Source organism: Acinetobacter sp. YH12021 (assembly GCF_013420145.1).
Classification (GTDB): domain Bacteria; phylum Pseudomonadota; class Gammaproteobacteria; order Pseudomonadales; family Moraxellaceae; genus Acinetobacter; species Acinetobacter towneri.
This window is the reverse complement of record NZ_VOYT01000006.1, coordinates 1-24,687: the sequence shown is the minus strand read 5'-3', so window position 1 is coordinate 24,687 and position 24,687 is coordinate 1. Positions and strand designations below refer to the sequence as shown.

Annotated in this window: 27 protein-coding genes and 4 tRNA genes; 15 read left to right on the top strand and 16 right to left on the bottom strand. The window is 39.6% G+C overall.

The genetic code is table 11. From position 1 onward, the window contains the following. The first annotated feature begins 301 nt into the window (after positions 1-301). Entirely contained in the window at positions 302-613 is a 312-nt protein-coding gene (locus FTT91_RS06955) for a hypothetical protein (RefSeq protein WP_004971456.1), read from the top strand. Between the two features lie 76 nt (positions 614-689). Here the strand turns inward: FTT91_RS06955 and FTT91_RS06950 are convergent, their stop codons facing one another. Beyond that, complete coding sequence (locus FTT91_RS06950; protein WP_096902520.1) at positions 690-1,562, bottom strand: ATP-binding protein; 873 nt, start codon at positions 1,560-1,562, stop codon at positions 690-692. 185 nt (positions 1,563-1,747) lie between these two features. On the opposite strand from FTT91_RS06950, the gene FTT91_RS06945 reads away from it, so the two are divergent. The 5 genes from FTT91_RS06945 to FTT91_RS06925 all read left to right on the top strand — a co-directional run bounded on the left by FTT91_RS06945 (position 1,748) and on the right by FTT91_RS06925 (position 4,548). Beyond that, positions 1,748-3,277 (top strand): DUF3336 domain-containing protein, encoded by a 1,530-nt coding sequence (locus FTT91_RS06945; RefSeq protein WP_180169183.1) that lies wholly within the window; start codon positions 1,748-1,750, stop codon positions 3,275-3,277. Next, a complete protein-coding gene (locus tag FTT91_RS06940) occupies positions 3,267-4,118 on the top strand; it encodes a protein kinase (protein ID WP_004971453.1) in 852 nt (283 codons plus the stop codon). Before FTT91_RS06945 ends, FTT91_RS06940 begins: the two co-directional genes overlap by 11 nt. A gap of 117 nt (positions 4,119-4,235) precedes the next feature. Further along, a tRNA-Leu gene (locus FTT91_RS06935) sits at positions 4,236-4,320 on the top strand. Positions 4,321-4,353: 33 nt separating this feature from the next. After that, positions 4,354-4,427 (top strand) — tRNA-Trp (locus tag FTT91_RS06930). 36 nt (positions 4,428-4,463) lie between these two features. Beyond that, a tRNA-Leu gene (locus FTT91_RS06925) sits at positions 4,464-4,548 on the top strand. A gap of 244 nt (positions 4,549-4,792) precedes the next feature. Here FTT91_RS06925 and FTT91_RS06920 read toward each other — a convergent pair. Then, a complete protein-coding gene (locus FTT91_RS06920; protein WP_004971452.1) occupies positions 4,793-4,996 on the bottom strand; it encodes a hypothetical protein in 204 nt (67 codons plus the stop codon). Positions 4,997-5,416: 420 nt separating this feature from the next. Here FTT91_RS06920 and FTT91_RS06915 point away from each other — a divergent pair, with 420 nt between their 5' ends. Continuing rightward, positions 5,417-5,689, top strand: a complete 273-nt coding sequence (locus tag FTT91_RS06915) for a hypothetical protein (RefSeq protein WP_104851819.1) — start codon at positions 5,417-5,419, stop codon at positions 5,687-5,689. Positions 5,690-5,730: 41 nt separating this feature from the next. Here FTT91_RS06915 and gloB read toward each other — a convergent pair whose 3' ends face one another. After that, positions 5,731-6,462 (bottom strand): hydroxyacylglutathione hydrolase, encoded by a 732-nt coding sequence (gene gloB, locus FTT91_RS06910; protein ID WP_180169182.1) that lies wholly within the window; start codon positions 6,460-6,462, stop codon positions 5,731-5,733. Between the two features lie 208 nt (positions 6,463-6,670). Continuing rightward, positions 6,671-7,906, bottom strand: a complete 1,236-nt coding sequence (locus FTT91_RS06905) for a pyridoxal phosphate-dependent aminotransferase (RefSeq protein ID WP_004971448.1) — start codon at positions 7,904-7,906, stop codon at positions 6,671-6,673. A gap of 153 nt (positions 7,907-8,059) precedes the next feature. Between FTT91_RS06905 and msrB the strand changes: the two genes are divergently transcribed. Together msrB and FTT91_RS06895 are read left to right on the top strand one after the other, a co-directional pair. After that, positions 8,060-8,479 carry a peptide-methionine (R)-S-oxide reductase MsrB gene (msrB, locus tag FTT91_RS06900; RefSeq protein ID WP_180160688.1) on the top strand — a complete coding sequence of 140 codons (420 nt, stop codon included), beginning with the start codon at positions 8,060-8,062 and terminating at the stop codon, positions 8,477-8,479. After that, positions 8,476-8,955 carry a glutathione peroxidase gene (locus FTT91_RS06895; protein WP_180169181.1) on the top strand — a complete coding sequence of 160 codons (480 nt, stop codon included), beginning with the start codon at positions 8,476-8,478 and terminating at the stop codon, positions 8,953-8,955. Before msrB ends, FTT91_RS06895 begins: the two co-directional genes overlap by 4 nt. 371 nt (positions 8,956-9,326) lie before the next feature. Here the strand turns inward: FTT91_RS06895 and dapC are convergent, their stop codons facing one another. The 5 genes from dapC to FTT91_RS06870 form a co-directional block, all read right to left on the bottom strand. Continuing rightward, positions 9,327-10,496: a succinyldiaminopimelate transaminase gene (gene dapC / locus FTT91_RS06890; RefSeq protein WP_104851821.1), complete on the bottom strand. Its 1,170-nt coding sequence runs from the start codon at positions 10,494-10,496 to the stop codon at positions 9,327-9,329. Between the two features lie 20 nt (positions 10,497-10,516). Continuing rightward, positions 10,517-13,183: a [protein-PII] uridylyltransferase gene (gene glnD / locus FTT91_RS06885; RefSeq protein ID WP_178865516.1), complete on the bottom strand. Its 2,667-nt coding sequence runs from the start codon at positions 13,181-13,183 to the stop codon at positions 10,517-10,519. Between the two features lie 27 nt (positions 13,184-13,210). Next, positions 13,211-14,428: a formate-dependent phosphoribosylglycinamide formyltransferase gene (purT, locus tag FTT91_RS06880; protein ID WP_179988445.1), complete on the bottom strand. Its 1,218-nt coding sequence runs from the start codon at positions 14,426-14,428 to the stop codon at positions 13,211-13,213. Between the two features lie 181 nt (positions 14,429-14,609). After that, a complete protein-coding gene (gene ygaH, locus FTT91_RS06875) occupies positions 14,610-14,957 on the bottom strand; it encodes an L-valine transporter subunit YgaH (protein WP_004971441.1) in 348 nt (115 codons plus the stop codon). Beyond that, entirely contained in the window at positions 14,954-15,691 is a 738-nt protein-coding gene (locus tag FTT91_RS06870) for an AzlC family ABC transporter permease (RefSeq protein ID WP_171062558.1), read from the bottom strand. Before FTT91_RS06870 ends, ygaH begins: the two co-directional genes overlap by 4 nt. A gap of 119 nt (positions 15,692-15,810) precedes the next feature. Between FTT91_RS06870 and FTT91_RS06865 the strand changes: the two genes are divergently transcribed. Continuing rightward, positions 15,811-16,302, top strand: coding sequence for a hypothetical protein (locus FTT91_RS06865; RefSeq protein ID WP_026438320.1), 492 nt, complete (start codon positions 15,811-15,813; stop codon positions 16,300-16,302). Positions 16,303-16,429: 127 nt separating this feature from the next. Here the strand turns inward: FTT91_RS06865 and ychF are convergent, their stop codons facing one another. Further along, positions 16,430-17,521: a redox-regulated ATPase YchF gene (gene ychF / locus FTT91_RS06860; RefSeq protein ID WP_004971435.1), complete on the bottom strand. Its 1,092-nt coding sequence runs from the start codon at positions 17,519-17,521 to the stop codon at positions 16,430-16,432. A gap of 268 nt (positions 17,522-17,789) precedes the next feature. Here ychF and FTT91_RS06855 point away from each other — a divergent pair, with 268 nt between their 5' ends. After that, positions 17,790-18,554, top strand: coding sequence for a glutathione S-transferase family protein (locus FTT91_RS06855; protein ID WP_180044092.1), 765 nt, complete (start codon positions 17,790-17,792; stop codon positions 18,552-18,554). Positions 18,555-18,633: 79 nt separating this feature from the next. Here the strand turns inward: FTT91_RS06855 and FTT91_RS14670 are convergent, their stop codons facing one another. Continuing rightward, entirely contained in the window at positions 18,634-19,128 is a 495-nt protein-coding gene (locus FTT91_RS14670; RefSeq protein ID WP_218952017.1) for a hypothetical protein, read from the bottom strand. Positions 19,129-19,133: 5 nt separating this feature from the next. Next, positions 19,134-19,691 carry a hypothetical protein gene (locus FTT91_RS14665; RefSeq protein WP_218952015.1) on the bottom strand — a complete coding sequence of 186 codons (558 nt, stop codon included), beginning with the start codon at positions 19,689-19,691 and terminating at the stop codon, positions 19,134-19,136. A 488-nt stretch (positions 19,692-20,179) separates the two neighbouring features. Between FTT91_RS14665 and FTT91_RS06845 the strand changes: the two genes are divergently transcribed. Beyond that, entirely contained in the window at positions 20,180-20,650 is a 471-nt protein-coding gene (locus FTT91_RS06845; RefSeq protein WP_004971430.1) for an Lrp/AsnC family transcriptional regulator, read from the top strand. Between the two features lie 85 nt (positions 20,651-20,735). Here the strand turns inward: FTT91_RS06845 and FTT91_RS06840 are convergent, their stop codons facing one another. Together FTT91_RS06840 and FTT91_RS06835 are read right to left on the bottom strand one after the other, a co-directional pair. Continuing rightward, a complete protein-coding gene (locus FTT91_RS06840; RefSeq protein WP_070155957.1) occupies positions 20,736-21,485 on the bottom strand; it encodes a YebC/PmpR family DNA-binding transcriptional regulator in 750 nt (249 codons plus the stop codon). A gap of 99 nt (positions 21,486-21,584) precedes the next feature. After that, the gene (locus FTT91_RS06835; RefSeq protein ID WP_104851825.1) at positions 21,585-22,163 is read right to left on the bottom strand and encodes a 1-acyl-sn-glycerol-3-phosphate acyltransferase; all 579 of its coding nucleotides are present in this window, start codon (positions 22,161-22,163) and stop codon (positions 21,585-21,587) included. A gap of 306 nt (positions 22,164-22,469) precedes the next feature. Here FTT91_RS06835 and FTT91_RS06830 point away from each other — a divergent pair, with 306 nt between their 5' ends. The 3 genes from FTT91_RS06830 to FTT91_RS06820 all read left to right on the top strand — a co-directional run bounded on the left by FTT91_RS06830 (position 22,470) and on the right by FTT91_RS06820 (position 23,611). Beyond that, entirely contained in the window at positions 22,470-22,613 is a 144-nt protein-coding gene (locus FTT91_RS06830) for a hypothetical protein (protein WP_180169180.1), read from the top strand. 138 nt (positions 22,614-22,751) lie between these two features. Beyond that, positions 22,752-22,828 (top strand) — tRNA-Ile (locus FTT91_RS06825). Between the two features lie 483 nt (positions 22,829-23,311). Then, positions 23,312-23,611 carry a hypothetical protein gene (locus FTT91_RS06820; RefSeq protein ID WP_104851831.1) on the top strand — a complete coding sequence of 100 codons (300 nt, stop codon included), beginning with the start codon at positions 23,312-23,314 and terminating at the stop codon, positions 23,609-23,611. A gap of 638 nt (positions 23,612-24,249) precedes the next feature. On the opposite strand, the gene FTT91_RS06815 is transcribed toward FTT91_RS06820, so the two are convergent. Together FTT91_RS06815 and FTT91_RS06810 are read right to left on the bottom strand one after the other, a co-directional pair. Further along, positions 24,250-24,432 carry a hypothetical protein gene (locus FTT91_RS06815; RefSeq protein ID WP_104851833.1) on the bottom strand — a complete coding sequence of 61 codons (183 nt, stop codon included), beginning with the start codon at positions 24,430-24,432 and terminating at the stop codon, positions 24,250-24,252. 107 nt (positions 24,433-24,539) lie between these two features. Continuing rightward, a partial coding sequence (locus FTT91_RS06810) for a transposase domain-containing protein (RefSeq protein WP_180169179.1) occupies positions 24,540-24,687 on the bottom strand: 148 nt, incomplete at its 5' end.

The following is a 24,687-nucleotide window of genomic DNA, read 5'->3' as shown; positions in this document are numbered from 1 at the left end:
GGTTCATAAAATAATACAATGGACTAAAGTTGATCTTATTAAGTAAAATTAAATAATTGCAATATAAATATTTTTAATTTTTTTGAAGTTTTATAGTCATATTCTATCCCAAACTTTATTTCACGTATTGGTTTCAAATAGAACTGCTTTATTTTTTTGTGCACTCATCCTACAATTTATAGAAATCCATAAAGTAGCTGACAGCAGTATTTAAATCTGTGAATCCTGTCCAATTGTTGTGTTTGCAACTTTAAACTATGATTTTTGGTAGATATTTAATATAAAACCAATTGAGATAAACATGCGATTTAAAAATACATTTTGCATTATTTGTGTGATGGGGATGATGGTATTGACCGCTTGCGAGGGCGCTGAGTCAATACAGCAAAATATAAATAGTACAGAAAATCAGCCGAGTTCAGTGACAGCCCAACAGGTCGAAGTACCGACTCGTTTGACTACTGCAGCAACTCATCCTTCGGCTATCACACCTGAAGCGACAGCACCGCAAGAAGTATATGTAGGAGAGCCGACTGTGGCAGAAATGCAGGCGCATGGCGAAGAATTTTATAAAGACACATTGGCACGGATTGCTGCAGAACAAGGTCAGTAGTCGCTCAGTCATTTAGCGCGTTTAAATAGAGTGGGTTGCTGACTATCTTCTATATGCAAACAACCCATTAAAATATTTAAAGTGCTTTAAGTTGCTGCGAGCCAATCCAGTGTTTAGAAAATTGATAGGCAGCACGCCCTGAACGCTGTCCACGTGCCTGACACCATCTTAATGCTTCTGCACGTACTTCGGCAGTCATTGGCATTTCGGCTTTGTGTAAATAATGCTCCACAATTTCTAAATATAGATTTTGATCCATTGGATAAAACGACAGCCATAGACCAAAGCGATCAGACAGTGAAATTTTCTCTTCAATTGCTTCTTGAGGATGCAACTCAGTATATTGCGGTACATCTACACGAGTGACAGGTGTATTTTCATGCATAAATTCAGGTAATAGATGACGTCTGTTACTGGTTGCATAAATAATAAAATTACTGGAACCTGATTGTAATGAACCATCTAAAACACTTTTTAAACTACGATAATTTTCATCTTCTGCGTTAAAAGCTAAATCATCACAGTAGACAATAAATTTTTCAGGACGATGCTGAATGATTTTTTGAATTTCTGGCAATTCAGACAAATCATCGCGTTCAATTTCAATTAAACGTAATCCTTGATTGGCATACTCGGTCAATAGGGCACGTACAATAGATGATTTTCCCGTACCGCGTGAGCCTGTAAGTAACACATCATTGGCAGGTAAGCCATTTAAAAACTGCAAGGTGTTTTGAATGACTTTTTCTTTTTGCTTTTCGATGCCTTTTAAATCATCTAAATCAATTTTTCTTGGTTGTTGAATCGCTATCAATTGTCGATCTTGCCATTTGAATGCGATGGCGGAAAAGTCGGTTTCTTGTTTTAAAGCAGGTAAACTTTGCTGTAGTTGTTGGAGTACATGAGAAAGTGATAATAAGATGTTGTCGGGTAAATCTAGGTTTGCCATGATAATTCAGCTTAAAAAATGCAGATCAGATTGCTACACTTTAAGACTAGCGCAATTGACCTAGATTTGACAATCAAAGTGTGAATCGAGTCATTGACGCGTATTACAATTTTTTAGATATTGTTGTGTATAGTAGGCATAGGCAAGCGTAGTGCTGCGAATAAACCAACGGATTGAGGAATGCTATGTTATTTAAAGATTTCACCGAAGATGTTAATCCGCATCAAGCCTATCGCATAAAAAAACTCAAGCGCCAAATTCAAAATGCCGAATCGTATGAAGAATGGAAAAGTATTGCCATTCGTATAGATGAAGAAACTGGTGCGCAAGAATGGAAATATGACAACAGTTCGCCATATTTTGATGCGGAAATTATCTCGCATCGTTTAAATTTATTACGCCGTTATCGCACCACCGAACGCAGTCACGATTTAATTTATATTTTGCGTGAAGGTTTAACTTTTGACATAGCCAATATTGCCCATCCGATGTTGTTTACTGCAACCTATGTGGGTACTAAAAAAATTATTGAAGATTATGTGGATGAAGTCAGTAAAAGTTTGGCTTTTGTCGCTTCAGATGAATGTCAGGCTTTAACCAAAGTAGAAAAAATAGAGTTTTTTCAGCAATGCCAAACTGCATACGGACAACCTGCCTTGATGTTCTCTGGTGGGGCAACGCTAGGTTTGTTTCATACTGGTGTTTGTAAGACCTTACTTGAACAGGATTTAATGCCTAAAGTGCTGTCGGGTTCGAGCGCGGGTGCAATAATGACTGCAATGCTAGGCATCGCAAAACCTGAAGAAGTACAGCATATTTTGGGTGGTGAGTCATTTTTCCACGAAGCATTTCAGTTTAGACAAATGCGCGAAATTCTTAAAGGTAATGGTGGAATTGCCGATGTGCATTATTTAAAAAAATTCCTGATCAAAAACTTGGGCGATACCACGTTTGAAGAAGCTTTTCAAAAATCAGGTTTGCATATTAATGTGGCGGTTGCGCCTTATGATGCATCGCAAGACTCACGCATTATGAACAGCTTTACTGCGCCAGATTTATTGGTTTGGAGTGCGGTGTTGGCCTCGTGTGCTGTGCCAATTTTATTTCCACCTGTACGTTTAACCAACAAACGCTATGATGGCGAACACACTCCATATATGGGTAAAACCCGTTGGGTGGATGGCAGTGTGCGTAGTGATTTCCCGCAGGAAAAAATGGCGCGTTTGTATAATATTAATTACACCATCGCCAGTCAGGTCAATCCGCATGTAGTGCCTTTTATGCAGGATGATATTAAGCGCTATCGTAAAGATATGCTGAGTTGGCCAGAACGGATTATTCGTCGTCAGGGCAAAGTCATTAGTCGTGGGGTAATGGATTTTGTACGTGAGCGCGCAGGAGCTGTACCGCCAGTGCGTCGTTTGCTAGATCATGGCTATGGCATTGTCGATCAACGCTATTATGGTGATGTGAATATTGTAGGAAGCTATAACCTGCGTCATTACAGCTATATGTTGCAAAACCCGAAACCACATTTATTTAAAATTTTACAGCGTGAAGGCGAGCGTGCGACTTGGCCGAAAATTTCATCAATTGAAACACATGCACGTGTCGGTAAAACTTTGCAACATTGCTTAGAGTTATTAAATGTACCACAAATAGAGGTATCCACCGAAGTCGCAGCAGAAATGCGCACTGGCGCAAGTGTTGTTTAATGTTTTAAATTTGGATGTTCAACAGTTAGATACTGCGCAGTTCGAGCTGCGCAGTAAAGCGCAAAGTTTGCAATATGGTCGGCATATCTATCGTTTTGAACATCAAGGGCAGTTTTATTGGCTGAAAGCCCAACAACAAGGTGTTCATGCGACAGTAGAGCAGGGTTTTGCACAAGAATGGAACTTTTATAAACAGTACGCGCAATCATCATATTTATCTTTTTTATTGCCATGTGAATTGATGGATGCTGCACCCATTCATATTCAGTCGCAGGGTAATTCACATGACATTTCATCGCATTATTCACAGGTCTATTCACGTGCTTTAATTTTACCTGAAGCGCAAGCTGTTTTTGTGATGGGTAATTTACCTGAATATACAGAAGCGATTAAACACATATTTTTGCGTGTCTTTGAAGCAGTGGAAGCATTACATCAATTAGGTTGGATTCATGCTGACTTAAAAGCTGAACATATTGTGCAGTTGGATGGGCAAATCAAACTGTTAGATTTTGAGCAAGTACAGCAAATTGCAGATATTCAATGTCAGGGGATGACTGCAACGCCACGTTATATGGCACCAGAATTATTTCACGGACAGCTCAAAACTGCACAAAGTGATATTTATGCTTTAGGCATTATTTTTTATGAATGGTTAACGCAACAACGCTTGCAGGCAAATAGTTACCACGATTGGGCGTATTTACATTGTCAAAGATTGCATATCCAACTTTCTACGCATCTACAAGCATTTTTACCACTGCTGAATCACATGTTGGCAAAGTCCTATTCGCAGCGTGCAACGAGTATTGCAGAGTTGAAATTATGGCTTAGTGGCTGAATATGCTTAAGAAAAAATCAAAAAATAGTTTTTTGTTTTTTATTTAAACAGTCATTGTGCTTTTTTATAAAAAAGGCTTGTCATCAGGAAGTGATCTCTATAATATACACAGCCATCGGGGACGTGGCGAAATTGGTAGACGCACTGGATTTAGGTTCCAGCGCCGCGAGGTGTGAGAGTTCGAGTCTCTCCGTCCCCACCACTTAAATATCAAGTCAGCTTGATTTTAAGTTACAGAGGATTGGTGTAATGGTAGCATGACGGTCTCCAAAACCGTTCGTCAAGGTTCGAATCCTTGATCCTCTGCCAAATTAAAATCCAACAACTCAGTTGGTACCCGATGTTGGGGACGTGGCGAAATTGGTAGACGCACTGGATTTAGGTTCCAGCGCCGCGAGGTGTGAGAGTTCGAGTCTCTCCGTCCCCACCATACATTAAAGAGCAAGGCAATGACCTTGCTTTTTTATTGCCTGTTATTTTAGCTTTAAATCATTGCATCTCTTTGACAAGGCTTAGATGTATTTTAAGATTTAAAGTTCAGTATAAAAAAAAGCCCATAAACAGGTTATGGGCAAGATCATCTTTAAGTGTTGATGAAATACGATTTGAATTTTTATTTTTGCATCCTATCAAGTTCAACCGTTATCGCATACTTATCTATATTGTATAAGTACTTATGCTTTTAAATGGTCTTCAAATTCCTCGCCTAATTTCATTGCTAAAGCATTACCAGAAAGCTCGCAAGTGACCAAACCATATTCTTTTTGAAAGCTAAATGTGAAACCGTGACCATCCGCCAAATTTTTGACTGAATAACCTAATTTTTCTAACCAAATACGAAACGCAATTAAATTTTTTGCTTTAACAACTTTTTTCACGAGAGAACTCCTATCCATTTATTTAATTATTAATAGGGATATTTCTTGAATTTTTAAAGGGCAGAAATGTATTTCTTTGACATTTTTTTCACTGATTTTTAGAAATCTAAAGTCCTTTTAAGCAATTAGAATATCTTAAAAGAATTATTTATTTGTAAATTATTGATATTTATTATTTTAACTGAGGTGGCGTAATTAATTTTAAGGTCTTAGATATATTGCCAAAAGATGACTTGGAAATAATTTGTTAATGATTTTTGGTTTTAGACTGTATTTATTTTCAGCATGAACACATGAAGATTTTCCATTGTTTTCATGCAAAGCTTTAATTTAGCGCAATGCATATCAGTGTGGAGCATGTCGGCACCAAATGGACATTAGCTTATACTATGGTTGAGTTTGAAGATTTGGAAAATAAACATGACTGCACAAACAATCCAACAGCAGGCTGAGTACATAGTGAAGCAGATGCAAAATCAAGGGCTAGAGCCTTTTGCTGTGATGCTTGGGCATGAAGATTGGTTACTGTTTTCCTCGCAATCCAAAGTGGCTTATACGCCTTTTGGCAGCGCACGCCGTTATCAGCCTGCATTGTCCAATTTGCTGTTGGTGCGGGTCGATGAAATGAATGCTGTGCGTGTGGTGACGCAAACTCAATTAGATGAGTTTGCTGCCAGTAATCAGATTTTATAATCCGAGAGAAATATCAGATGCTTTATGATCAAAGCATCAATTTAAAAGTTGTCTTTGAGTTCACGTAATTTCTGAAATTCTTCGACACTTTCGGCTCTTAAAAATGGATTGGTTTCCAGTTCTAGTTCGATGCTGCTTGGCAAAGTGGGTTTATTAAGCATGCGTAAACTTTCAATTAGTTGATAACGCTCTTGAATGGCAACATTGTCGGGTTCTACATGCAGTGCAAATTGTGCATTCGCCAATGTATATTCATGGGTGCAATATACTCGGGTACGCGGAGGCAGCGCTGCCAAGCGGTTTAAAGATTGATACATTTGCAAATATGTACCTTCAAAAACACGCCCACAGCCCATCGCAAATAAAGTGTCGCCACAGAACAATACATCCAACGCATCTATAAAATACACAATATGCCCCAAGGTATGTCCCGGAACGGCAATAACATCGACCTGTAAATCATGAAAATTGATATGGTCTTGGTTTTGTAAAGGATGCGTGATAAACGGAATTTTGCTCAATTCTTCACGTGGCCCATAAACAGGTAAATTACGTTCTGCAATGAGTTCAGGCACACCGCCAATATGATCTTGATGCCAATGCGTCAACCAAATTTGCGCGATCTCTAAACCATGATTTTGGCAAAAATCTTCAACAGGTTTGGCATCGGTAGGGTCAACCACCACCACTTGTTTGCTGGCACAATGTTCAAGCAACCAAATATAGTTTTGTGATGGTTTTTGCGCATCAATAAGATGGACTTGGTAGTGCATGCTCAATTCCTGAAACTTAATCGCTTGTGGCTATTACAGCATGCTTTTGCGGGCGTGTAAAAGTGTATCCCTAAGTGTCTGAGTATCGCTTTGCTGTGTTACTGCTTGGTGATGAACAATAGGTGAAAGATAAAATAGAAATAAAAATCAAATCCATAAAAAATGCCGTGATCAACACGGCATTTTAAAACAGAGATTCGGTTTGATCTTAGCGGATTTTTGCCAAGAAACGGCCTAAACGTGTCATTGCTTCACGTAATTCATTTTCTGCAGGCAAGAATACTACGCGGAAATGATCAGGCGTTGGCCAGTTAAAACCTGTACCTTGAACCAATAAAACTTTTTCTGCTTTGAGTAAATCGAGCATTAACTTTTCGTCATCTTCAATTGGATAGACGTTTGGATCAAGTTTCGGGAAGCAATACATTGCACCCTCAGGTTTGACACAAGACACGCCAGGAATGTCGTTCAGCATTTCCCATGCAATGTTACGTTGTTCGTATAAACGACCACCTGGACGAATCAAGTCATTGATAGACTGATAACCACCCAATGCTGTTTGAATCGCGTACTGCGCCTGATGGTTGGCACACAAGCGCATAGACGCCAACATGTCTAAACCTTCAATGTAGTCTGCAGCGCGTGATTTATCGCCTGTAATCGCCATCCAGCCTGAACGGAAGCCCGCAATGCGATACGATTTAGACAAGCCATTAAATGAGATACAGAGTTGATCACCCGCTAAAGCTGCAACCGCAACATGCTCAATGCCGTCATAAATAATTTTGTCGTAAATCTCATCGGCAAATAAAATTAAGTCATATTTTTTTGCCAATGCTACAATTTGTTCCAACACATGACGTGGATAAACCGCACCCGTTGGGTTATTCGGGTTAATAATGACAATACCGCGCGTATTTGGCGTGATTTTGCTTTCCATATCGGCAATGTCTGGATACCAAAAGTTTTCTTCATCACATTTGTAGTGAATAGCAGTACCGCCCGATAAATTCACTGCCGCAGTCCAAAGCGGGTAGTCAGGCATTGGTACCAGCATTTCATCGCCATCGTCTAACAAGCCTTGCATCGCCATAACAATCAGTTCAGACACGCCGTTGCCTATATACACATCATTGACATGCATATCGAAAATGCCTTTTTGCTGATAGTACTGACAAATCGCTTTACGCGCAGGGAAAATCCCTTTGGAGTCGGTATAACCAATCGCATTAGGCAAATTCAATGCGACATCATTAATAATTTCCTGTGGCGCTTCAAAACCGAATGGGGCAGGGTTGCCAATATTCAGTTTAATAATTTTATGACCGGCCTCTTCCATTTCATTGGCCGCTCGTAACACAGGTCCGCGAATGTCGTAGCATACATGCTCAAGTTTTGATGATTTTTTTATTTCGCGCGGAGTCGTGTTACCTAGTACGGACATAGTTCCATCCAATGATTAGAAGATAAATAAATTATAGATTACTGAAATATCACAATCTATGCTGAAATTTAGCTAGATATTTTGCAAGGTCTAGCGTAAAAATGGAAGTACTGAAGCATGACACTGAATGTCAAAGATTTAAAGGAGTTAGTGATGGGAAAACTCAATAAAACAGACCGAGAATGGCAAAGAGAGTTATCACCAGAGGAATTTCGGATTACACGTCAAAAAGGCACGGAGCCTGCTTTTACGGGGAGATATTGGAATACTAAACAAGAGGGGATTTATACCTGTCGTTGTTGCGGTACAGCGCTATTCTCATCTGAAACAAAATATGACAGCGGTAGCGGTTGGCCAAGTTTCTATCGTCCAATCCAGCCTGGGGTGATTGAAGAACATCAGGATGGTTCGCATGGCATGCAGCGTACTGAGATTGTTTGTCATCATTGTGACGCACATTTAGGGCATGTTTTTGATGATGGTCCACAGCCAACAGGATTGCGCTATTGTGTCAATTCGGCTTCTTTAGAACTCAAAACAAAAGAAAAAAATGATGAGGGAAATTATCCATGACCAACATTTATCAGTTTGAAGCTGAGTTGTTAGATGGACAAAATAAAGCCTTTAGCGATTATGAAGGGAAGGTTTTGTTGATTGTAAATACAGCCAGCAAGTGTGGTTTTACGCCTCAATTTGCGGGTTTGGAAAAGTTATACCAACAATATAAAGACCAAGGTCTGGAAGTTTTGGGCTTTCCGTGCAATCAGTTTGGTGGGCAAGATCCAGGTTCCAATGAGCAAATTGGGAGCTTCTGCCAAAAAAACTATGGTGTCAGTTTTCCAATGTTTAGCAAAATTGATGTGAAAGGGCCTGAAGCACATGCGATTTTCCGTTACCTGACCAATAACAGTAAAGGTATTTTGGGCAACGGAATTAAATGGAATTTCACCAAGTTTTTAATTGGCAAAGATGGCAAGGTGTTGAACCGTTTTGCTCCGACCACAAAACCTGAAGATTTGCAGGCGGAAATTGAAAAGGCTTTAGGATAAAGGCTTGCGCTTGTGCAAATAATTTAGGGTCTGTTGACACTTCGTCTATATTTGCGACAACGCATATTTTTTAGCTGATATAAGGCATGGGACAGGAAATTTAGTCATTCTAAATGACTGACTCATAAAGCAATAGTAGCAAAAATATGCTCGCCCCCTTGCGCAGCAAACAAAGCAGTGCTTTGTTATTGCTCATGTGGCTAAAACTTTCTCAGATTGCGTCATGAAACTTGGCAATAGTCTCGCTATTACTTGCGTTTCATGCCTGATCTGCTCAGTTTTAGCCTACAGCGCAAGCCATTTATGAAATGTCAACAGACCCTGATTAAGGCGATCAGATGATCGCCTTAAATTTAGTTGAAATCATTAACTTATAAAATCGCTTTAAGACGTTGAATTACTTGTTCACATTGCGCCAAATCTGCAACCAAAGCTAAGCGAACATGGTTTTCACCCGGGTTACCTTGTGCGGTTTCACGAGATAAATACCGACCTGGCAGCACTTTAATATGGGCTTTTTCCATCAATATTTTGGCAAAATTTTCATCATGGTCGACTTTGAGCCAGTAATAAAAACCTGCATCTGGTTTTTTTAATGGCAGTAAATGCCCAAGTTCCGTTTGGAATAATTCAAACTTGGCGCGATATTGTTGACGATTATCTTCAACGTGCTGTTCATCATCCCAAGCTGCAATAGATGCCAATTGATGTTGTACAGGCATTGCCGCACCATGATAGGTACGATATTGCAAATAAGGTTTTAATAAGTTGGCATCGCCCGCAACAAAGCCTGAACGCATGCCGGGTAAGTTTGAGCGTTTAGACAAAGAATGGAATACGATGCAGTTTTTGTAGTCATCGCGTCCAAGTTCGGCACAGACTTCCAGTAAACCTGTAGGCGCTTGGTCAAACCATAATTCTGAATAACATTCATCAGATGCAATGACAAAATTATATTGATCTGACAGGGCAATCAGCTTTTTAAATTGTTCTTTTGAAAGGACAGCACCCGTTGGATTTCCCGGTGTACAGACAAATAATAAAGCAGTTTTTTCCCAGACTTTTGCAGGTACAGCATCAAAATCACCCAAGTAATTATTGTCTTCGGTGCAATTGATGAAATAGGGTTGAGCACCTGCCAATAAAGTTGCCCCTTCATAAATTTGATAAAACGGATTGGGCATCACTACATAAGGCGCATCTTCACGTCGAATCAAGGCTTGTACAAAGGAAAAAATCGCTTCACGTGTACCTGAAACGGGGAGTACTTGTGTGTCTGGGTTAACTTGCTTTAAATGAAAGCGTTGTGTCAGCCAATGGGCAATGCTGTGACGTAATTCAGGCAGACCTTTGCTGTTCGGATAAGTTGATAAATGCTGAAAATTATCAATAATGGCCTGTTTGACAAATTCAGGTGCAGGATGTTTAGGTTCGCCAATAGACAGTGGAATTAACGGCAAATTTGCAGGTTGTACGTCCTGAAATAGTTTGTTTAACTTTTCAAAAGGGTAAGGATGTAATAAGGACAAACTTGAGTTCATGGATGTTCCGTAAATTGAAGTTAATGTTGACCACAGACCTGATTAGAGGCCTCATCTAAAGCAGCTTTGAGCTGGATGGCAAAGGTATCTGCTTCAGACTTTGTCATTGGGTTGCCATCTTTTTTGGTGACGAAGAAAATATCTTCGGCACGTTCGCCCAGGGTGGCAATTTTGGCGGAGTGAATATCTAAGCCTTGCATCATAAACAAGCCGCCAATTTTGGCGAGTAACCCGGGATGATCTAGTGTGGCAATTTCGACCATGTTTTGATTCAGCGCTGCATTGAAAGTCACTTCTACTGTATTTTCAATGTCAAAATGACGTAATTGACGCGGAATGCGGCGTTGCATCAGACCCGGATATTTATCTGACTGGCTCAAGGCATTCACTAAAGCCTCAATCACCATTTCTTCACGTTCAGGGTCTGTTAAGAGTGTGCCAAAACGGTCTAAGACCACGTAAGTATCCAAACTAAAGGCTTTGGTCGCAGTAATAATTCGTGCATCCTGAACGTCAAGGTTCATGCGGTCTAAAATAGCGACAGTTGTGGCAAATAGGTTGGGTTGGTCTTGCGTGTAAATAAAGATTTGTACTGCGTCTTGTGCTGATTTTCGGTGCGCGCGCATGAGCACTAATGGTGCAGGATTATCGCCATGCTCCAAAATCGCGCGGGTATGCCATGCAATTTCATCGGCAGATTCTTTAATAAAGTATTCATCGCCCAGTTCTTGCCAGACTTTTTCAACAGCACTGAGTTCAAAATCTTTAACCAGTAACTCGCTTGCCGCAAATTTGGTGTCTTCAATCAGCATTTGATAATCGACGGGACGCCCAAGTCCTGAGCGAATGACATCACGCGCTTGCGTATAAAGTTGGCGCATTAAGGATGCACGCCATGAGTTCCAGAGTGTTGGATTAGTCGCATTAATATCAGCAACCGTTAAGGTATAGAGATAATCTAAATGCTCCATATCTCCCATTTTTTCGGCAAATTCCTTGACCACATCGGGGTCAGAAATATCTTTTTTCTGTGCTGTGACTGACATCAACAAGTGATTTTTGACTAACCATGCCACAAGGTTACATTCACGTTCAGTAAATCCGTGTTTACGGCAAAACTCAATCGCATCTACCGCACCAAGTTCACTGTGATCACCACGACGACCTTTAGCAATATCATGGAAAATCGCAGCCAAATAAATAATGTCACGACGGGCTAAACGCTGAAATACCGAACTGACCACAGGAAAATCTTTCGCGAATTCAGGTTCTTTGAAGCGGCTTAAATTGCGGAGTAATAGTAAAATGTGCGCATCGACTGTATAAATATGGAATAAGTCGTATTGCATTAAACCTGTAATTTGACCAAAAGCGGGGATGTAATTGCCTAATACACCTAAGCGTTTCATAGTCACCAAGGTATTATACAAGCGGTGCGGTGAGCGCAAAATTGCCATAAACAGCGCTTGATGCGTTGTATCATCACGGAAACTTTGATCAATACGCTTGGCTGCAAGTGTCAGCAGGCGCAGTGTTCGTGCGCGAATTCCTTCAATTTCAGGACGATTGGCCAATAAATAGAAAATTTCTAAAATTGCGCTTGGTTTTTCTGAGAAAATTTTGTGGTGCTGCACGGCAAGTTTGCCATCGACCAGTTTAAAATTTTCATTAATTTCTTCAATGTTACGTTCATAATTAGGCAAACGCGGGGTAATGACCGACTCATTAAAATAGGCCAGCAACATTTCATTTAAAGTGGAAACTTGCTGTGCAGAGCGATAATAACGCTTCATAAATTGTTCAATCGGGTAATTTTGCGGTTTACCTTCTTCTCGAACATAGCCAAAAGTTGCTGCAATATCTCGTTGATAATCAAACAATAAACGGTTTTCATCACGTTTGGTTAAACGGTGGAGATGATGACGAATTTCCCATAAAAAGCTTTCGGCTTCTTCGAGTACACCCAATTCAAACTCTGAAATAAAACCTAAATGCACTAAGTCGTAAATACGATTGACCCGAAAATGGCGTTTGGCAATCCAGCCAATTTGGTTGATGTCACGAATACCGCCCGGAGCATTTTTAATATCGGGTTCTAAATTACTTTCGGTGTCATTGTGCTGCGCATAACGCTTGCTTTGTTCCTCCATTTTGGCATCAAAAAAAGTTTTATCTGTCCAAGTTTGCGAAACAATACGACGCGGCCATTTGGCAAGCTGCTGATTTCCCGTAATTAAACGCGCTTCAATCAAGGCAGTCGCAACAGTTAAATCACTGGTTGCCTGAATCACACAGTCCTGAATAGTCCGCACGCTGGTGGCAGGTTTGAAATTGCCAACATCCCATAAAGATGAAATAAAGGTCGAAATAAGTTGTTCTTGTTCTGCTGTAATTGCATCTTCCGATAACACCATAATATCGACATCTGAATAGGGCAGCATTTCTTTGCGCCCATAGCCACCTACCGCAAATAGGCTTAAATCGGTTTTGTCTAATTCAGCATGTTGCCATAAGAAAGTGAGCGCTTCATCAATCAGGTTAGAACGCGCCAAAATCACTTCACGAATGGATTGTCCATTTTCAAAACATTGTTGTAGCTGATTTTCGACATCGGTGCGCCATTGGTTAATGGCCTGAATGTCATGGTTGCTTTTTACATAATTCAGCAAGGGTAATGTAATGATCATGGACAATTCCGTTATGCAATGACGAGCTTAATTTTGATTTTCGTTTAAATGAACACGAACAGTGTCCGCAGTCTGCTGAGCTAGCTCACGCGCTTGCTCTGTGGTTTCTGCTCGCGCAGTGGCAACGCCCATACGACGACGTTCAAAACCTTCAGGTTTGCCAAATAAACGTAAATCTGTATCGGGATGTGCTAATGCAAGATTCAGGCCAGAAAATGAAAGATTTGTTGCATCGACACCTGCATAAATCACTGCACTGGCTGCAACGCTATGGCGTGTGGTATTGACAGGTAAGCCTAAAATCGCGCGGGCATGTAATTCGAATTCACTTTGGAATTGTGAAGCCAATGTCACCAAACCTGTGTCGTGTGGACGTGGAGAGACTTCACTGAACCAGACTTTATCGCCTTTCACAAACAGCTCTACACCAAAAATACCGCAACCACCTAAGGCAGTAGTCACTTTGTGTGCAATTCGTTTGGCTTCAGTCAAGGCAGCATCACTCATGGCTTGAGGTTGCCAGCTTTCTACATAGTCGCCTGCATCTTGACGGTGACCAATTGGGTCGCAATATGAAGTTTCGATCGCACCAGTTTCTGGGTTTTTAGCACGTACGGTTAATAAGGTAATTTCAAAATCGAAGTCAATTTGTGATTCAACAATCACAGTGCCTTGATTGACGCGCCCGCCAGTCTGGGCATATTCCCAAGCTGCATCAACTTCATCAAAGCAGGTGACACGCGATTGTCCCTTGCCTGAAGATGACATCACAGGCTTCACAAAGTTTGGATAACCAATGTCATCACATGCAGCGCGGAAAGATTCGAGAGAATTGGCAAAGCGATAAGCGGATGTCGGCAAACCTAATTCTTCTGCAGCCAAACGACGAATGCCTTCACGGTTCATGGTCAAATTTACCGCTTTGGCAGATGGAATCACTGTTGCAATATTTTGCGCTTCAATTTCAAGTAAAACTGATGTCGCAATGGCCTCAATTTCAGGCACAATTAAATTGGGTTGAATTTTTTCAATCAGTTGTTTTAATTCTGTGGCATCTGCCATGTTTAAAGTATAAGCATAATGTGCGACTTGCATGGCTGGCGCATGGTCGTAGCGATCGGCGGCATGTACTTCTACGCCTAAGCGTTGCAGTGAAATTACCACCTCTTTACCGAGTTCCCCTGAACCCAATAGCAAAACTTTAAAAGCAGAAGATTGAAGGGGAGTACCAATGGTCACGCTCATGTGAATCGTCCTTGCTAAAGTGGGCTTTTAGCATAGCAGAACTGTTCCATGAGTTAAGCCCTGTTTGCAACAAAATCATGATTTTGTCATCTACTTATATTGCATTCAGTGCTTTAAAGCAGTTAAGGCTGAATCCTGAAATAGATCATTTGGACGATTCAACCTCTAAATTTCAGCAACATTAGAACGAAAATGGCACATAAGTATAAATTAAACCATAGGTGATGGCTGCGGTAAGCGTGGCAGGTACGATTTTCTTAAACTTAAAATACAAACCTGTCAGCACTAAAAAGCCAATCAACATCGCAAAACTTTTATTGGGTGTTTCAAGCAAAGGTGGCAAGGTTGCAACCACGAGCATAGAGCTAATTGCGGCTATACCAATGCTGCCCAAAGCGATTTTAAGCCATAAAGCACCACGTTGCTGTGAGCCTTGTTGAAACTTTTGAATCACAAAAAATGGCCCAAAACGTGAGGCGAAGTTTGCGATACCGACCATAATACCGACCAAAATAATTTCTAAACTCATGATTTTGCTCCTGTATGTTCAGGGTCGGGTTGTTTTAAAACATAGTGTTTAAATAATCCCGCCAAAATACCTGAAGAAATCCCAATAAAAATTGCAGCAGATAAGTCAATAAAATAACAAGCTACGGCAGATACTAGAATGGTGATTCCCACGACAAAGGTGTGTTTCTTTTCAAATGCTGCCAATAAGAAGCTAAGGAATAAAGCGGGCAGTAAAAAGTCGAGCGCCGCTTGCAAAAACTGTGGCATTTTAGTGACTTGATCGGCAAATAATCCGCCTAACAAAGAGCCTAATGCCCAAGACAACCAACTAAATAAACTCAGTCCAAGCATCCATGATTCAGACCATTCCTGACGGCGCTGTGACAGTTTAATCATGCCTGAGGCAAAAACTTCATCGGTCAGACCCCATGACCAAATTGCAGTTTTTTTTAGGTTTAAACGATCTTGAATCAGGTTTTGTAAGGCCGGGCCGTAAAGTAAATGTCGAATATCCAAGGCGATTACCGTTAATGCGGTCATCCAGATTGAAGTTCCACTGCCCAATAAGGCAACGACTAAAAATTGACTCGCCCCTGCATACATCGAGCAAGATAAAAATAAGGCTTCCCATGCGCTAAAGCCGAATTGAGTTGCAGAAACACCAAAAGCAAAAGAAACAGGCAGATAGGTGAAAATAATCGCCTGACTATCTTTTGCACCTTGCCAAAAACTTGCTGCGGGCGCAGTTTGAATATTGTGTACGGACACGACACACCTTGTGGGAGAAAGTTGAACGATGGGTCAAATGAAGATTGTGTATTATACTTGAATTCATTAGCATGATGCCGAATTGTTTGTATGGGCGAACCGATATGTTGAAATTGAAAACACCTGTAATCCTGCTTGCTTCAATGTTATGCAGTAGCCTGTTATTGCAAGCGTGTAGCAATGACAACAACCCGCAAAAAACAGTAGAAATTAAGCCTGCGCCAAAACTCACCAATGATGCGACTGTGTATGCGCAAGCCGCGTGGGAATTAATGAATGAAGTTGAGCCGTACGTGTATCGTAAACAGCGTAACTTAATTGAAGATAAAGTCCGCAAACCTGCCCGTAAATTAAGTACCGACTGGCGTATTAATGTCAAAATGACCGACTCTGTAACGGAAGGGAAATATGCGCTGTGTCGTAAGGCCTTGACCAGTTTGGAAATTTGGGCACGTGCGACGATTGACAGTTCAAGCAGTCTTGCACAAAAACAAGCCGATTATGAACGTGATAAAAAACAATGTGCCGATGCTTTGGCGCATCCTGAATTGGGTAATACCGACCCGAAACAAAAGGGCAATGTGGTGCAGTCTTAGTTGAGATTATTTTGCATTGATGTGATGCAGAATCGCCTATAAAAAAACCTCGATGCTTACATCGAGGTTTTTTTATTGAATCAATGCTCGGCTGTAAGCATTGTTCTTAAACTAAACATAAAAACAATTAAACATTAAAACGGAAGTGTAAAACATCACCGTCTTGTACGATATAAGTTTTACCTTCCAAGCGCCATTTACCTGCTTCTTTTGCACCTGCTTCGCCGTTGTATTGTACGAAATCCTCATAAGCAATACATTCTGCGCGGATAAAGCCTTTTTCAAAGTCAGTGTGAATTACGCCTGCTGCTTGTGGTGCAGTTGCACCTACTTTCACTGTCCACGCGCGGACTTCTTGTACGCCTGCAGTAAAGTAAGTTTGCAGACCTAACAGCGCATAACCTGCACGAATCACTACGTTCAGCCCTGGTTCTTCCATACCAAGAGCTTCTAGGAATTCTGCACGGTCTTCATCTTCAAGTAATGAAATTTCGGCTTCAATTTGGTTGCATAAAGGCACCACAATCGCATTTTCTTCTGCAGCAAGTTTTTTGACTGCATCTAAGTGCGGGTTATTTTCAAAGCCATCTTCTGCCACGTTCGCAATATACATGGTTGGTTTTAAGGTTAATAAACCAAAACCACGAACCAATTTGCGTTCATCGTCATCTAAATTGGCTGCACGTGCAGGCTTGCCATCATCCAGTAAAGGTTGGATTTTTTCTAAAACGGCTTTGGTCGCTACGGCTTCTTTATCGCCACCTTTGGCAGATTTTGCTAAGCGTGTAATGGCTTTGCTCACCGTTTCTAAATCGGCCAACGCAAGTTCGGTATTGATGGTTGCAATGTCATCTAATGGGTCAATTTTACCATTTACGTGAATGACGTTTTCATCTTCAAAGCAACGAACTACATGCGCAATCGCATCAGTTTCACGAATGTTGGCAAGGAATTGGTTACCTAAACCTTCACCTTTAGATGCACCTGCAACCAAACCTGCAATATCCACAAATTCCATCGTGGTGGGTAATACACGTTGCGGATTTACGATTTCCGCCAATTTGTCCAAACGTGAATCTGGCACAGGTACAATGCCTGTATTTGGCTCAATGGTACAGAACGGGAAGTTTTCCGCTGCAATTGCAGCTTTGGTTAAAGCATTAAAAAGCGTAGATTTACCAACGTTTGGCAGGCCCACAATACCACAATTAAAACCCATGAATAACTCACAACGTGTTATTTAAAAATTAGGCACGATTTTACATGAAAGGGCAGATAAAGTCAGGTCATCGGACAGATGTTTCTCCAATCTAGCGTGCTTGATGCTGTACGTAGAATTTCTTTTCGGAATTGATTTTGAATTGCTGACTGTTTCGCCTGAATTTTGAATAAAAAGTACATTGTAATTATAAGAGGCTATGACTAAAGTATGACAAGCACAGTATTGATACTGCTTTGGATATCAAAATTTTAAATATGGAGATTTTATGCGCATCTTATACCAGTTTCCTTTGTCTCATTTTTGTGAGAAAGCTCGCTGGTTATTGGATCATAAAGAGTTAGATTATGATGCGCAAAACTTAATTCCAGGTGTGCATCGCGCTTTTGCCCAATTAAAAACAGGGCAAAATAAATTACCTATTTTACGTGATCAAGACCGCTGGATAGCAGATTCGACTCAAATTGCTTTATATCTAGATGATATTTACCCCGAACATGCCTTGTTACGCAGTGATGCCGAACAATATAAACATGCGTTGGTCATAAATACTTTGGCTGATGAATTGGGGCAGCATGTGCGTCGATGGGGGTTGGCGCATGCATTATCTGAAAGTGAAGAACCTTTGGAAATTTTAATTGGCGAAAAAGGCTATTTGCGTCAATTTTCTAAATATTCCAAGCCAATTATTAAAGCCTTGGTGTCTAAGGGCTATCAGCTCGATCAAGATAAAGTTGCAGAATCCAAACAGCGGATGGATGAATTAATTGTCATTTTAAATCAGCATTTGATTGATAATTACGGGCGTTATTTTGTGGGTGAGCGTTTAGGTTTGGCCGATATTTCAGTGTGTTCGATGCTTGCACCTATTTTGGAAATTTCTGGAACGCCGTGGGAAAAAGAACATGATGAAGTGATTTCTGAAGAATTTAAAGATTATAAAAAATATTTGCTGGATTTACCTTTAGGGCAATATGTTTCTCGTATTTATCAAACTGAGCGTAATGCACGTGTAGATTGGCGCGGTATTTAAATGTTATCGCCTCAGATAAAATACGCGCAATCTGCGCGTATTTTTTGGATACTGATGTATAAAAACCTAAAACCAAGGATTAGAACAAAGAATTTAAGTTATTCAAATCAAAAGTCTGTACCAAATTTGGCAGGGTAGCTAAATCAAATTGAGTGTCTGATGTGCCACCAGTTAAATTGCCAAATGCATCGCCTAATGCAGGGACTAAGCTATCAATATTGATCTCTGAACTGGTTGTAGATGACGCACCTTGCAGTAAGTCGCTGATGTTAAAATCTGAACCAAAAATTAAGTTGTCAAAGTCATCACTTAAGTCATCTAAGCTGAAACCACCAGTTGTATCTCCAGTCAGATTATTTAATAAACCACCTAGATCAAAGTCACTTGCAAGCTGACCTTCAGGATTAAGCAACGCAAGAATTGGTTCTAGAGCAGCGATATCTAGACCACCTAAATCACCACCGATGTTACCGCCAATTAAGCCGCTTGCCAATTGCGCAATTTCTGCAATATCAAGATCGCCATTACCTTGGATTAAGCCACCTACAAGTTCTGCAATGACCGCGATATCCATGCCGCCTAAACCTCCACCGATGTTGCCGCAATCAAACCACTAACCAGTTGAGCAATTTGTGCAATATCAAGATCACCATTGCCTTGCATTAACCCGCCTACCAATTCAGCAATCGCTGCGATATCCATGCCGTCTAAATTGCCAGTATTGCCGCCAATTAAACCACCAACCAGTTGTGTGATTGCAGCCATATCGAGGTCACTATTGCCCGAAATCAAACCGCTGACCAATTGAGTAATTTGAGCAATGTCAAGATTACCTGTATTGCCACAGATTAATCCATTCACTAATTGGGTGAGTTTCGTAATATCTAAATCACCTGCATTGCTGCCAATCATGCCGCTGAGTAAGTTGGTGATGGAAGCAATATCGAAGCTACCACTATTGGATTGTGTCAGTTTGCTAATTAAGCTGGTGATATCTAAGTTGGTATTTGAGCTTGAAAATTGGCTAATTAGATTGGTTAGGCTAGAACTATCTAAGCTGCTGCCAGAGAGTAAACTTTTTAATAAAGAATCTAAGGTAGGTGTGGTCGAGGTCGAACCAGTCAGGCTGCCAAGCAAACCAGAAAAGGTATTGCTTAAAGAGCCACCACTTAAGAGTCCATCGAATAAAGAGCTGGTCTGAGTTTCTATGGTAAATACAGAGCTAATTTTATTTTCAGCAAGCTTAGAGATTTAAAAGCCATGACGATTCCTTGTATTTTTATTGGTTTTGTTGTGCTGCATTGTGCTTATTGTCGAGCGCATCTGTTTTAATACATTTCTATACACTTGTAAAAGATAGACGGTCGGGATTGTGAAAATTTATGAGTAGAATCGTTGTTTTGTTGAGTTTTTTAAATTTAAAAATTTGAAAATCAATAAATTAGAAAGCTGTTCCGTTTGTCTGTTAAGTTGCTCAAAACGATAAGCGGTGATCTGTTGAATCATAAACATTTTGCTTTAATAATGGAAAATAATTTTCGATAAAGATGCTTAGTCTGCAAAATAATTTAAGTATAATGGCAGCATGAGTTTAAATTTTATCAGATTAGATTGAGTGCTTGAAAATGGAATTAGATCGCTACGATAAGCATATTTTAGAAATTTTAAGCAATGAAGATGTCAATTTGAATGAACTTTCCGAGCGGGTTAATCTGTCGGTAAGTTCGGTGCATCGCCGTATTAAAAGTCTGATCGATCATAAAATTATTTCAGGTTTAAAGCGTGAAATTAATTATCAAAAACTGGGCTTTAGTTTGCATGTGTTGTTGCAGGTGTCTTTGAGCAAACACGATACCGATATTTTTGCTAAATTTTTGGATGAATTGGAAAGTATTCCTGAAGTGATACGTGCATTTTTGGTGACGGGACAGACTGCAGATTTTATTGTAGAGGTTGTGGCACGAGATATGGAAAATTACAGCGAAATTTTATTAAAACGGATTGGTAAAATTGAGCATGTGGCAGGTTTGCATTCTAGCTTTGTGATTAAAGAATATGATGTTTTAAACTGTCATGGTTTATTAAATAAAGTTTAATTTATTAGAATCTTAGAATTATTTTGACTGGATCTATAAAAAAACGCACGAGAACGTGCGTTTTTAGGAATTGCAGTTAGACCGATTATGCGTCTAATTGTGCTAAAACTTCATCAGAGAATTCAACGTTGGTATATACGTTTTGAACATCATCTAAATCTTCAAGCATATCAATCATTTTCATAATTTTTTTCGCTTGATCGATGTCTGTAATTTCTGCTTTGGTCGATGGACTCATAACCACTTCAGCATTGTCAGATTTCAAACCTGCTGCTGTTAGCGCATCTTGAACTATACCAAAAGCTTCTGGCGTAGTAATAACCAAAATGCCATCTTCAGACACTTCAATATCTTCTGCGCCAGCTTCTAAAGCCACTTCCATCACTTGATCTTCTAAAGATGAATCTTCAAATGAAATTTCACCACGTTTGGTGAATAGGAATGCTACAGAACCATTGGTGCCTAAGTTACCGTCAGTTTTAGAGAAACAGTGACGTACATCTGGCACGGTGCGGTTTAAGTTGTCTGTCATGGTTTCTACAATAACCGCAACACCACCTACACCATAACCTTCATAGGTTACTTCTTTAAGATCGTCGTTATCTTCACCGCCTGCACCACGCTGGATGGCACGGTTAATGACGTCACGTGTCATGTTAACTGAAAGTGCTTTTTCCACAACAGCACGTAAACGAGGGTTACTTGCCGCATCTGGACCGCCGAGCTTTGCAGCAGTTGTTAATTCACGAATAAATTTGGTAAACAACTTACCACGACTAGCATCTTGTTTGGCTTTACGATGCTTAATGTTGGCCCACTTGGAATGACCCGCCATGCGAACTATGCTCCTTACAGATTGGCAGTATGCCTATCAAAATTGCGCCCATTCTAACATAAGCCCTTTTTTTAGATAAAGGGCAGAGTTTTAGGTTTTTTAAGTGTTGCTTTGAGTTGTTTTGGGCTCAGGAATGACAATATCTAAGCCCACTTGTTCTTTATATAATTGTTGGATAAGTGCCATATCGTGATCTAAATCTGTCGGATAGATTTTGCCAAAAATCCCACCTTGTTTGGTTTGTGAGTTGGCATACATTAAAACGATAGGCACATTGGCTGCTTTGGCAATATGCCAAAAACCTGTACGAATTGGCTTGCGGGCTTCACCTGTTTTTGCGCGAGTTGCTTCGGGTGCGATGACCAAATTGAAATGTTCATTTTGATCAAAAAGTTCGACCATTTGCGACACAATATCTTTGTTAGATTTACGGTCTACTGGAATACCGCCGACTTTTTCTAAAATAGGTTTAAGTGGCCCTTTAAAAAGCTCTTTTTTGATTAAAGTATGGATTTTAATATCATAAATTTGGAACAGAGCAAGCGAGAGGATTGCATCCATCATTGAGGTGTGTTCAAAACCGACGATCACTTGTTTGTTTTCGAGGACGTTGGGTTCTACCTGATATTGCCATCCTGCAAGTTTGAATGCGGATTCGCCTATAAATTTTTTCAACATAGATGTAACAGCTGATGAATCTGGAAATGCATAATTTCTGCTTGTTTTATATAAGAGTCAACAGAAAATTGTTTGAAATATAGCAATCTCAAGTGATGCAGTTGATATAGCGTTATATCTTTTATTGGTTTTAACTCTAAATACTTTGTTTTTAATATTAAAAATATATGAATTGAGAGAAATTAAGTCTTAAATTGAGCAAAAATGCACTATTCAAATGATTTGTAAATCATTAGACTTTGGTCGTAATTAGCTATGATTCTATTCATCATTTCACTATTCCACGCATCATGGAAGGATACTAAAGTGGCTTATTTGACGACTTTTCTTGTGGCATTGACTGTGTTGTTATTGGTCTTGGTATGGTCAATGTTTGAGTTGTTTTTAGAAGTGCGTAAAGAGAAGCGTTTAAAGTTCCATCGGGCAATGTTTCGGAAAGTGAAGGTGTAGTTTTTATATTTCAATAATAATCAAATTCGTCTGCTGACTATCTATACAGCAATTTCTGAAAATGGCTTGTGTTTTTAAAAAATCTTCGCTAGTATTCTTTGCGCTTGAACTTGTTGAAATATAACAAATTCAATTATAGGGCCTATAGCTCAGTCGGTTAGAGCAGCGGACTCATAATCCGTTGGTCGACAGTTCAAGTCTGTCTGGGCCCACCAGTTTTTTGTAATCATATGCACAGTTTTGTAATGATTTAATATATAAACCCATGAATTATAATGATTCATGGGTTTTTTATTTCTGCTTTTTGCACAACTATGTTTGGCTATGCACAGCTTTATTTGGCCCTCTTGTGTATCCAATCTTGTATCCGATACTCTTTCTGCATTACTCGGATACAAGAGATTCTGCTATGAAAAGAACGGCTTTAGATAACATCAAACAAATCAAAGATACCCAGTAATACCCCCTAAAAATAAAAGGATCTAAAAGTAGAATTTTCTCTTAACATACAAGCAGGAGATTCAGTATTTGGATGGAATAACTTTTTTGCTGAATTTGCTAGCAATGCTGATGAATTTAAAGATTTTAACCTTAGAGCTGAGTAATGAACTTTTGTAGTGTCATACGCTATAGTTTTTAAATTCATCCTCATGAGCATATGATAACTTCAGTATTGACTGAATATTAAAGGATTATTTGTGAGTAGAAGTGTAAAGAAGCAACTCAGTTTCTTTTTAATCGTACTTTGCGGAGTGATTAGCTATAATTATGTAGCTACTCGCCCAGTAGAAAATACAGCGGTGAATTCCAACGTTCGAGAGCGTGAGCGAGCATTTATACAAAAACGAGCTGAATACATAAAAAATCACGGTGAGACCAGTATAGCTGAGCAAGAAATTAATAAAGAATTGGCACTCAGAAGAGGGCATTCTTTAATTAATAGTTCGTCTTCGTACCAGAGTGCTGAAGAGCAAGATCTTGAAAAATTTGTAAAGTGAGATAGATATTATAGTAGATTGGATTGTTTATAAAGATAATGCGAAAATATTCGCTAAATCCGCAGCAAAAATTAGTAAGATGAAATAATAAAGTGTGACGATCTCAGGTCTATACTAAACGCAACTAATCAACCTCCTATGAAAATCGTCAGAACTGGTAAAGATGTCATGGAGTTTTTAGAGGATTGATTTTTAAGACATTGTTTTATTTTTATTTGATCGCGGTGATTTTAATGAAGTATTGTGGGATCATTACTCAATTTTAATTTATGTCATAAATTATTAATCTTAATTTCAGATAAAAATCAAGGAAAAAATTAATGTCGAGAAAGGTAATAATGACTACAAATGAAAGACGTCTTCAAGCATTAAATCAAATGCGTGCTAGCTACCGTGGTGTACAGCTTTTAAGGTAAGATAGAACTAGATTTATGCAAGATGGGTCTATTGTTCAATCCAGCTTTTCTTCCACAAGTGATAGTAGGTATCCTGCATGTGATGAACTATCAATGGAAACGGATGAGAGTGATGTGTTGAAAGAAACTGCTGAAGCTATGTACGCATCTACAGGTGATACAATTTGGTTAAGCTTTTAAATATAAAATTCAAGCGCTTTATATCGTTTCAATGAGCAGAGTTCAAAATTGCTTGAGTAAGTCGTCAATTGATATTTCCTCTTCCACATAGAAAATACCATTTTGATCTGCTTTCATTTTTTTAATAGTCATACCTTCAAGCTTGGCAATCTCGATTAAATCGTCAAGTATTTGATCTGCAATTTTATTTTTCCAATCATTTTCTGGGTCTAAAGGATTCGACATGAGTTTCTCCTAGTTCATGGTGTAGAAGCTAAATCAACAATACTATAGGATGTATGATATTAGAGTTGGTTTAAATGTAAGCGTCCGCTGAATCCCATACCTATTTTTTAATTCGATTTAGGTTTCCTGCAGTGCGGCAGCAATTCTTCAATTTGGGTCACTTTGTGTGTCGGTAACCTTTTCAGCACATCACTTAAATAGGCATACGGATCCAAGCCATTCAGCTTTGCTGACTGGATTAACGTCATGATGTTT

Excerpts from the sequence above, each read along its gene's own strand:
- FTT91_RS06955 (WP_004971456.1), top strand. The coding sequence starts at position 302 with ATGCGATTTAAAAATACATTTTGCATTATTTGTGTGATGGGGATGATG.
- FTT91_RS06950 (WP_096902520.1), bottom strand. The coding sequence starts at position 1,562 with ATGGCAAACCTAGATTTACCCGACAACATCTTATTATCACTTTCTCAT.
- FTT91_RS06945 (WP_180169183.1), top strand. The coding sequence starts at position 1,748 with ATGTTATTTAAAGATTTCACCGAAGATGTTAATCCGCATCAAGCCTAT.
- FTT91_RS06915 (WP_104851819.1), top strand. The coding sequence starts at position 5,417 with ATGACTGCACAAACAATCCAACAGCAGGCTGAGTACATAGTGAAGCAG.
- gloB (WP_180169182.1), bottom strand. The coding sequence starts at position 6,462 with ATGCACTACCAAGTCCATCTTATTGATGCGCAAAAACCATCACAAAAC.
- FTT91_RS06905 (WP_004971448.1), bottom strand. The coding sequence starts at position 7,906 with ATGTCCGTACTAGGTAACACGACTCCGCGCGAAATAAAAAAATCATCA.
- msrB (WP_180160688.1), top strand. The coding sequence starts at position 8,060 with ATGGGAAAACTCAATAAAACAGACCGAGAATGGCAAAGAGAGTTATCA.
- FTT91_RS06895 (WP_180169181.1), top strand. The coding sequence starts at position 8,476 with ATGACCAACATTTATCAGTTTGAAGCTGAGTTGTTAGATGGACAAAAT.
- dapC (WP_104851821.1), bottom strand. The coding sequence starts at position 10,496 with ATGAACTCAAGTTTGTCCTTATTACATCCTTACCCTTTTGAAAAGTTA.
- glnD (WP_178865516.1), bottom strand. The coding sequence starts at position 13,183 with ATGATCATTACATTACCCTTGCTGAATTATGTAAAAAGCAACCATGAC.
- purT (WP_179988445.1), bottom strand. The coding sequence starts at position 14,428 with ATGAGCGTGACCATTGGTACTCCCCTTCAATCTTCTGCTTTTAAAGTT.
- ygaH (WP_004971441.1), bottom strand. The coding sequence starts at position 14,957 with ATGAGTTTAGAAATTATTTTGGTCGGTATTATGGTCGGTATCGCAAAC.
- FTT91_RS06865 (WP_026438320.1), top strand. The coding sequence starts at position 15,811 with ATGTTGAAATTGAAAACACCTGTAATCCTGCTTGCTTCAATGTTATGC.
- ychF (WP_004971435.1), bottom strand. The coding sequence starts at position 17,521 with ATGGGTTTTAATTGTGGTATTGTGGGCCTGCCAAACGTTGGTAAATCT.
- FTT91_RS06855 (WP_180044092.1), top strand. The coding sequence starts at position 17,790 with ATGCGCATCTTATACCAGTTTCCTTTGTCTCATTTTTGTGAGAAAGCT.
- FTT91_RS14670 (WP_218952017.1), bottom strand. The coding sequence starts at position 19,128 with ATGGATATCGCGGTCATTGCAGAACTTGTAGGTGGCTTAATCCAAGGT.
- FTT91_RS06845 (WP_004971430.1), top strand. The coding sequence starts at position 20,180 with ATGGAATTAGATCGCTACGATAAGCATATTTTAGAAATTTTAAGCAAT.
- FTT91_RS06840 (WP_070155957.1), bottom strand. The coding sequence starts at position 21,485 with ATGGCGGGTCATTCCAAGTGGGCCAACATTAAGCATCGTAAAGCCAAA.
- FTT91_RS06835 (WP_104851825.1), bottom strand. The coding sequence starts at position 22,163 with ATGTTGAAAAAATTTATAGGCGAATCCGCATTCAAACTTGCAGGATGG.
- FTT91_RS06815 (WP_104851833.1), bottom strand. The coding sequence starts at position 24,432 with ATGTCGAATCCTTTAGACCCAGAAAATGATTGGAAAAATAAAATTGCA.